Source organism: Acidobacteriota bacterium (genome assembly GCA_026393675.1).
GTDB lineage: Bacteria > Acidobacteriota > Vicinamibacteria > Vicinamibacterales > JAKQTR01 > JBAXOX01.
In genome coordinates this window covers 24,985-32,743 of sequence record JAPKZQ010000001.1, presented here as the reverse complement: position 1 = coordinate 32,743, position 7,759 = coordinate 24,985, and the positions used below count along the sequence as shown (strand labels likewise).

Genomic DNA, 7,759 nt, shown 5'->3' with positions numbered 1-7,759 from the left:
TCCGATAGCTCCCCACCCCGCCTCGCGGCGGCGCAGTAATCGTCGGCTTCAGGCCGGAGAGCGTTTGCCTGGAGAGGACTTGCACCTCTCGGGTCATGGCACACTTACAGGCGCACGGATCGCCACGCTCCAGCGTGGCTTCGGACCATGCCGGGCTGGAGCCCGGCGATCCCAGGGGCCGTCCTCGCAGCCGGGCCGGGCCCCTTCTTTTCCGCTCAGAACCGGGTCGCGGCCGCAGCGACAACGCCGAGCGTCTTGGCAGACGCTTCCGCCAACTCGAACAACGGGCGCGGGTAGACGCCAAGGATGATCGTGGCGGCCAGCGTGACCACCAGCACCGCCGTCAGCGCGGGTGCCGGCTTCGGATCAGAGCCGGTGGGATCGCCCTTCATGAACATGTACACGACAATGCGCAGGTAGTAGTAGAGCGAGATGGCGCTGTTGAGGACGCCCAGGACGGCCAGCCAGTAGTACTGCGCATCGATGGCCGCGCTGAACAACCAGAACTTACCCATGAAGCCGGCGGTCGGCGGGATCCCGCCAAGCGACAGCATGAAGATGAGCATCGCCAGGGCGCCGAACGGCTGGCGCGCATACAGGCCGCTCAGGTCCTTGAGTTCGTCGCCGATGGCGTCCGTACGGCGCATCATGATGACGACGGCGAAGGCGCCGATCTGCATGAAGGCGTAGACCACCAGATAGATCATCATGGCCGCGACGCCACGCGGCGTGCCGGCGACCACGCCAATCAACAGGTACCCGGCGTGCGCGATCGACGAGTACGCCAGCATGCGCTTGATATTGGTTTGCGTCAGCGCGGCGATGTTGCCCACCGTCATGGTGACGATCGCCAGGGCATAGAACAGGACCTTCCAGTCGTCGGCCATCGACGGCAGGCCTTCGATGAAGATCCTGAGCAGCATGGCGAACGAGGCCGCCTTCGAACCGACAGACAGGAAGGCGGTGATCGGCGTTGGCGCGCCCTCGTACACATCCGGCGCCCACATGTGGAACGGCACGGCCGCAATCTTGAAGCCCATGCCGGCGACGATGAGAATGACGGCCAATACAAGCCACGGGTCGCGTCCATGCTCGGCGATCTTGATGGCCAGCGCGCGCAGGTTGGTGGTGCCCGACATCCCGTACAGCAGCGACATCCCGTACAACAGCAGCCCGAGCGAGAACGTGCCCAGCAGGAAGTACTTGACCGCCGCCTCGTTCGACAGGCGGTTGGTCTTGAGCATCCCGGCCAGGATGTAGAAGGCAATCGCCATCGTCTCGAGGCCGATGAACAGCGTGATGAGGTCGGTGCCGCCGGCCATGAACATCATGCCGATCGTCGCGCACAGCACCATGAAGACGTACTCGCCGTGCCGCGCGCCCTCGACATCGAGGTACCGCATCGACATCAGCAGCGTCAGCGCCGCGGAGAGCAGGAAGATGGCCTTGAAGAACGTCCCGAACGCGTCGATCGCGACCACGCCGTGCGCGAGGCTCAAGGGCGGCCCACCGGCCACCGACGCGAGCGCAACGCCGGACGCGACAAGGGCCCCGAGGCCGAACCACGACATAAACCGCTGACGCGGCCGCGGCGTGAACGTGTTCACGATGAGCAGCAGCAGCGTGGCGCCGGTGAGCACCAGCTCCGGCAGCAGGTAATACAGATCAGTGGGCGAGAACCAGGCTGGCATCAGTCGCGCCCTCCGGTCGGGCCCTTCGACTCGGACCCTTTCGCAGACTCGCTCAGGGCAGGCTCCTTCGAACCACCTTTCGACTCGGAGTCTTTCGCAGGCTTGCCGGGGGTCGCCGGTGGCTTGACTGCCGGCTTCGCGGCCCCTTCGATCCCCGGATCGCACGGCGCCATCGATACGAACGGGTTGGCGGGCTTGGCGGCCTGCGCATCGCCGCAGTCCTTGGGCTTCGCCGCCTTCGCCAGAGCCGGGGCCGCATAGGCCGAATTCAGCCGTGCGATGACCGTCTTGACGGTCGGGTCCACTCGCTCGAGAAACGGCGTCGGATAGATGCCGATCCACACCGCCAGGATGATGAGCGGCGCGAAGGTCATGAACTCACGGAGGTTCAGGTCGGGTAGATTCTCGTTCTTCGGATTCTCGATCTTGCCGAACATCGTCCGCTGATAGAGCCAGAGCATGTAGGCCGCACCCAGCACGACGCCGCTTCCGGCCGCCACCGCCCACCAGATGTTGGCGGTAAACGCGCCCTGCAGGATCAGGAACTCGCCGATGAACCCGTTCAACGTCGGCAGGCCGATCGACGACATCGTCATGATCATGAAGACGGCGGCATAGATGGGCATCACCTTCGACAGCCCGCTGTACTCGGAGATCTGGCGCGTGTGCCGCCGCTCATAGACGATCCCGACGATCAGGAAGAGGGCGCCGGTCGAGATCCCGTGATTCAACTGCTGGATGATGCTGCCGGTCATGCCGACCGGGTTGAGCGCGAACATGCCCAACGTCACCATGCCCATGTGGCTCACGCTCGAGTAGGCGACCAGCCGCTTCCAGTCCTTCTGCGCCATCGCGACCAGCGCGCCGTAGATGATGCCGATAATCGAGAGCGTCACCATCATCGGCACGAACGTGCGCGAGGCGTCGGGCAGGATCGGCAGGCTGAACCGGATGAAGCCGTATGTCCCCATCTTCAGGAGAATGGCCGCCAGAATCACCGACCCGGCCGTGGGCGCATCGGTGTGCGCATCAGGCAACCACGTGTGGAACGGGAACATCGGGACCTTGATGGAGAACCCGAGGAAGAACGCCAGGAACAGCCACCACTGCAGATTGGTCGGGATGTTCGCCGCCTGGTACTTCGTGATGTCGAACGTCCACACCTGCGCCACTTCGTGATAGTGGAAGTAGAGCGCCAGGATGCCGAGCAGCATCACCACGCTGCCGACCAGCGTGTAGAGGAAGAACTTGATGGCCGAGTAGAGCCGGCGATCGCTGCCCCAGATGCCGATCAGGAAGTACATCGGCACCAGCATCACTTCCCAGAACAGGAAGAACAGCAGGAAGTCGAGCGACACGAAGGCGCCGATCATCCCACTCTGGAGAATGAGCAGGAAGATGTAGTACTCCTTGACCCGCTCGGTGATGGCTGTCCACGACGACAGGATGGCGATGCTGCCCATCAGGGTCGTCAGCAGGATCAGCAGCACGCTGAACCCGTCCACGCCCAGAAAGTACTCCGCCCCGATCGACGGAATCCATGGCATCCGCTCGACGAACTGGAACTGCGCGCCGGCCGGGTCGTACGCGAACCACAGCGGCAGGGATACCACGAACCCGATGAGCGCGACGATGTTCGCGATCCACCGGATGAGGTTCGCCTGCTGCCGGCTCACGAACAGGAGCAGCGCAGCCCCAATAAGCGGGGTGAACAGAATGATCGAGAGGAGATGGGAGTTGGCGTAGCTCACTGCTGCCGTCCTGGATTAAGTGTCACCCGAATCAGCATCCGCCTACCGCTTCATGAGGTAGATGCTCACGAACGCAAACACGCCGAACAACATGACGAGCGCGTAGTTCTGAATCAGGCCGGTCTGGAAGCGGCGGAACACGAAGCTCCCCTCCTCCAGCACGGCCCCGACGAAGTTGACGAGGCCGTCGACGACGTACTTGTCAATCACATGTGAGAACCACGACGAGAACATCGTCAACCAGCCGGTGCCGTTGACGGCGCCGTCGACGACCTTCGCGTCGAACACCCAGAGGCCGCGGGCCGATGCCATCGTGCCGGCGATCGCCGTGGCGTCGTAGAATTCGTCTACGTAGTACTTGTTGGAAAGCACGCGATGAGCGCCGGCCCACCGCTGCGCGAGTTTGTCGGCAATCTCAGGCGCTCGCACGTAGAAGCGATAGGCGACCATGATGCCCGTGATGCCGATGAGCAGCGAGAACAGCATCAGGCCGATCTCGACGTACCAGGACACGTGCTCCTTCGACTCGCCTGCCCCTTCCTGCTCGCTCAGGACTCCGGCTGACGCCGGAGCCGCGCCCTCATGCGCCAACCCAACCTTCGACTCGGCCACATGCGCAGACTCGCTCAGGGTTGCACCCTCGACGGCGTGCTTGGCAGTCTCCGCAGTTCGAGCAATGAAACTGGGGTGCAAGAAGTGCTCGATGTCGTTGTTGCCCCCGAGCGCGGCCGGCCAGCCCACGAAGCCCGCGATGATGGCGCCCACGGCCAGAATCAGGAGCGGGATCGTCATCGACTTCGGCGACTCGTGCGGCCCGTGCCACCCGCCTTCGCCGTGACCGGCTACGGCGTGGCCATGGGTTCCACCGCCGCCGAGGCTGGCATCGGCTGCTGCGTGACCACCGCCCTGTCCGCCGTGGCTGGCATTCGCATGCCCAGGCGCCGCCCCATGGCCGGCCGCCGCTGGTCCGTGGCCTTTGCCGGCGTATCCGTGACCACCCGCCCCCTCAAACGCCGGGCCACGGTACGTGCCGAAGAAGGTCATCGACATCAGGCGATACATGTAGAACGCCGTCATCAACGCCGTGACGACCGCTACGCCCCAGATGTACTTGTTGCTGAGAAACGCGCGGAACAGAATCTCGTCCTTGCTGAAGAACCCCGACAGCGGAAAAATGCCTGCGATCGCCAGCGTGCCGATGAGCATCGTCACGTACGTCACGGGCAGGTACTTCTTGAGGCCGCCCATGTGCCGCATGTCCTGCTGGCCGGCCATCGCGTGAATGACGGAGCCCGAACAGAGGAAGAGCAGCGCCTTGAAGAACGCATGCGTCATGAGGTGGAACGTGCCCGCGGCGAATGCGCCCACGCCCATCGCCAGGAACATGAAGCCCAGCTGAGACACGGTCGAGTACGCCAGAACCCGCTTGATGTCGTTCTGGACGAGGCCGATCGTGGCCGCCACGAAGGCGGTAGCCACGCCGACAATCGCCACGATCTGCATCGTCTCCGGCGAGTGCGAGAAGAGCACGGCGTTGCGGCCCACCATGTAGACGCCGGCCGTCACCATCGTCGCCGCGTGGATCAGCGCGGAGACTGGCGTCGGGCCCTCCATCGCGTCTGGCAACCAGACGTAGAGGGGGATCTGCGCCGACTTGCCGGTGGCCCCGACAAACAGCAGCAGCGTGATGAGCGACAGCGTCCCGAAGCCCGCGCTCTCGACCGGCATCGACCCGGCGGCGTTGGCGACAGCCCGGAAATCCAGCGTGCCGAACACCGAGAAGACGAGGAACATCCCAACGATGAAGCCCCAGTCCCCGATGCGATTGACGATGAAGGCTTTCTTGCCGGCGTCCGATGCGCTCTTTTTCTCGTAGTAGTAGCCGATCAGCAGGTACGAACAGAGCCCGACGCCCTCCCACCCGACGAACATCACGGCGAAGTTGTCGCCGAGGACGAGCATCAGCATGAAGAACACGAAGAGGTTGAGATACGCGAAGAAGCGCGCGTAGGCGCCTCTCGACTCTCCGTGCATGTAGCCGACCGAGTACACGTGGATCAGGAACCCGATCCCGGTGACGACGAGAATCATCATCGCGGAGAGCGGATCGAGCCGGAATCCCCACGGAATACTGAAGCTGCCGATCGAACCGTCCTTCAGCTGCAGCGGCAGCGCGGAGATCCACGTCAGCGGACGCACCACGTACTCGCGCGCCTCGGGCTCGAGCCCGAGCAGTTCGAAGAACGCGTAGAGCGACAGGGCCAGCGCGCCCGCCATCGTCGCACACGCCAGCAGGCCCGCCGTGCGCTTGGTGAAGTAGCGCACCCCGACGACCCCGTTCACGAGGGCGCCAAACGCAGGCAACAGAGGGATCAGCCAGATCAAATGCATACGACTCACCACCGCAACAGGTTCATCTCGTCGATGTTGATCGTTTCCTTGTTGCGGTAGAACGCGACGATGATGCCCAGGCCCACCGCGGCCTCGGCCGCCGCCACGCAGATGACAAACACGGCGAAGACCTGCCCGGTCACGTCCCCCAACTGCCGCGAGAACGCGATCAGATTGATATTCACCGCATTGAGCATCAACTCCATCGACATGAGAATGATGATGATGTTGCGGCGCGTCATCACGCCGATGATGCCGAGCATGAAGAGCGCGGCCGAGAGCACCAGGTAATGCGTCTGGGTAATCATCTGATCCTCTACAGCTCCCGCTTGGCCAGCACGATGGCGCCAATCATCGCCACCAGCAACAACACCGACGCGACTTCGAACGGCACCAGGTAGTCGGTGTACAGGGCGCGGCCGACCTGCTCGATGTTCTTCGGATCCAGCGTGCCGGCGACACCCGACGGCGTGAGCCAGCCATAGGCGCTAATCGCCACGAGTTCCCCGAACACGGCCAGCGCCATCACCAGGCCCAGCCGGCCGAGCCGGCGCGGATCACGGTGCAGTTCCGGCGGGCGCTTCAGGTTCACCAGCATCACCACGAACAGGTACAGGACGACGATGCCGCCCGCGTACACCATCACCTGGATGACCGCCAGGAACTGGGCTTGCAGCACGACGTACAGCGCCGCCACGCACAGAAAATCCGCCACGAGGTACAGCACGCTGTGCACGGTGCTCTTCGCCGTGATGACGAGCACGGCGAACCCGAGGATTAGCAAAGCGAAGATGTAGAACACAACGGCTTCGGCCATAGCTCTCCGCGACCGGCGCGGCCCCTTACAGCAGCACCTTCAAGAAGCCGGTCACCACAACGTTCAGGATGGCCAGCGGAATCAGCCACTTCCAGCCCAGGCGCATGAGCTGGTCGTAGCGGTAGCGCGGGAATGTCGCGCGTACCCACAGAAAGACGTACAGGAACACGAACGTCTTCGTGCAGAACCAGATCCAGCCCGGAACGACCCCGAGCCACGACAGCCACGAAACGTTCGGGAACGGCTGCAGCCAGCCTCCGAAAAACAGCGTCGTCGCCACCGCCGACACCACGATCATGTTCGCGTATTCGGCAAGGAAGAAGAACGCGAACCGCATCCCGGAGTACTCGGTGTGGAACCCGGCGACCAGTTCCTGCTCGGCTTCCGGCAGGTCGAACGGCGCGCGGTTGGTCTCGGCCAGCCCGCCCACGAAGTAGATGAAGAACGCGACCGGCTGCATGAACGCGAACCACATCCCCGATTTCGCCTGCGCGTCGACAATCCCCACCATGCTGAGCGTGCCCGCCAGCATGATGATCGTGACGAGCGTCATCGTCACCGCGATCTCGTAACTGATGAGCTGGGCGGACGCCCGGAGGCTGGCAATGAGCGGGTACTTGCTGTTCGACGCCCAGCCGCCGAGGATGATGCCGTAGATCCCGAGCGAGGCGACCGACACGATGTAAAGCAGGCCGACGTTGACGTCGGCAATGCGGCCCGAGATCGGCAGGCCAAACAGCTTCATCTCGTTCGAGGCGAACGGAATGACTGCAAACGCGATGAGCGCCGGCACCAGCACGATGATCGGCGCGGCCGTAAACACCCACTTGTCGGCCATCACCGGCGTGATGTCTTCCTTGACGAACAACTTCAGCACGTCGGCCAGCGGCTGCAGGATGCCGTGCGGCCCCACGCGCATCGGGCCGAGCCGCACCTGCACCCAGGCCTGCACCTTGCGCTCGAGCAGGACGATGTACATCACTGTGGCCAGCACCGCCGCCAGCACAATGACGATCTTGATGAGCGGGAACACGACGGCTTCAATCATGGTTGGTTGTTATCTATAGGCGTTAGGGACGAGGCGAGAGGCGATAGGGAAGAACGCCCCC

General features: G+C 63.6%; 6 protein-coding genes. All 6 read right to left on the bottom strand.

Features of this window, described 5'->3' with window-relative positions; translation table 11 throughout:
• Nucleotides 1-215: 215 nt before the first annotated feature.
• From NT151_00150 to nuoH, 6 genes are read right to left on the bottom strand one after another with little or no spacing between them, the layout of a single operon-like run.
• Nucleotides 216-1,691, bottom strand: coding sequence for an NADH-quinone oxidoreductase subunit N (locus NT151_00150; GenBank protein ID MCX6537333.1), 1,476 nt, complete (start codon nucleotides 1,689-1,691; stop codon nucleotides 216-218).
• Nucleotides 1,691-3,442: an NADH-quinone oxidoreductase subunit M gene (locus NT151_00145; GenBank protein MCX6537332.1), complete on the bottom strand. Its 1,752-nt coding sequence runs from the start codon at nucleotides 3,440-3,442 to the stop codon at nucleotides 1,691-1,693. Before NT151_00145 ends, NT151_00150 begins: the two co-directional genes overlap by 1 nt.
• A gap of 42 nt (nucleotides 3,443-3,484) precedes the next feature.
• Nucleotides 3,485-5,833: an NADH-quinone oxidoreductase subunit L gene (gene nuoL / locus NT151_00140; GenBank protein ID MCX6537331.1), complete on the bottom strand. Its 2,349-nt coding sequence runs from the start codon at nucleotides 5,831-5,833 to the stop codon at nucleotides 3,485-3,487.
• A 5-nt stretch (nucleotides 5,834-5,838) separates the two neighbouring features.
• On the bottom strand, nucleotides 5,839-6,138 hold the full coding sequence (gene nuoK, locus NT151_00135) for an NADH-quinone oxidoreductase subunit NuoK (protein ID MCX6537330.1): 300 nt from the start codon (nucleotides 6,136-6,138) through the stop codon (nucleotides 5,839-5,841).
• A gap of 11 nt (nucleotides 6,139-6,149) precedes the next feature.
• Nucleotides 6,150-6,650 carry an NADH-quinone oxidoreductase subunit J gene (locus NT151_00130; GenBank protein ID MCX6537329.1) on the bottom strand — a complete coding sequence of 167 codons (501 nt, stop codon included), beginning with the start codon at nucleotides 6,648-6,650 and terminating at the stop codon, nucleotides 6,150-6,152.
• Between the two features lie 25 nt (nucleotides 6,651-6,675).
• Nucleotides 6,676-7,698, bottom strand: coding sequence for an NADH-quinone oxidoreductase subunit NuoH (nuoH, locus tag NT151_00125; GenBank protein MCX6537328.1), 1,023 nt, complete (start codon nucleotides 7,696-7,698; stop codon nucleotides 6,676-6,678).
• Nucleotides 7,699-7,759 lie beyond the last annotated feature (61 nt).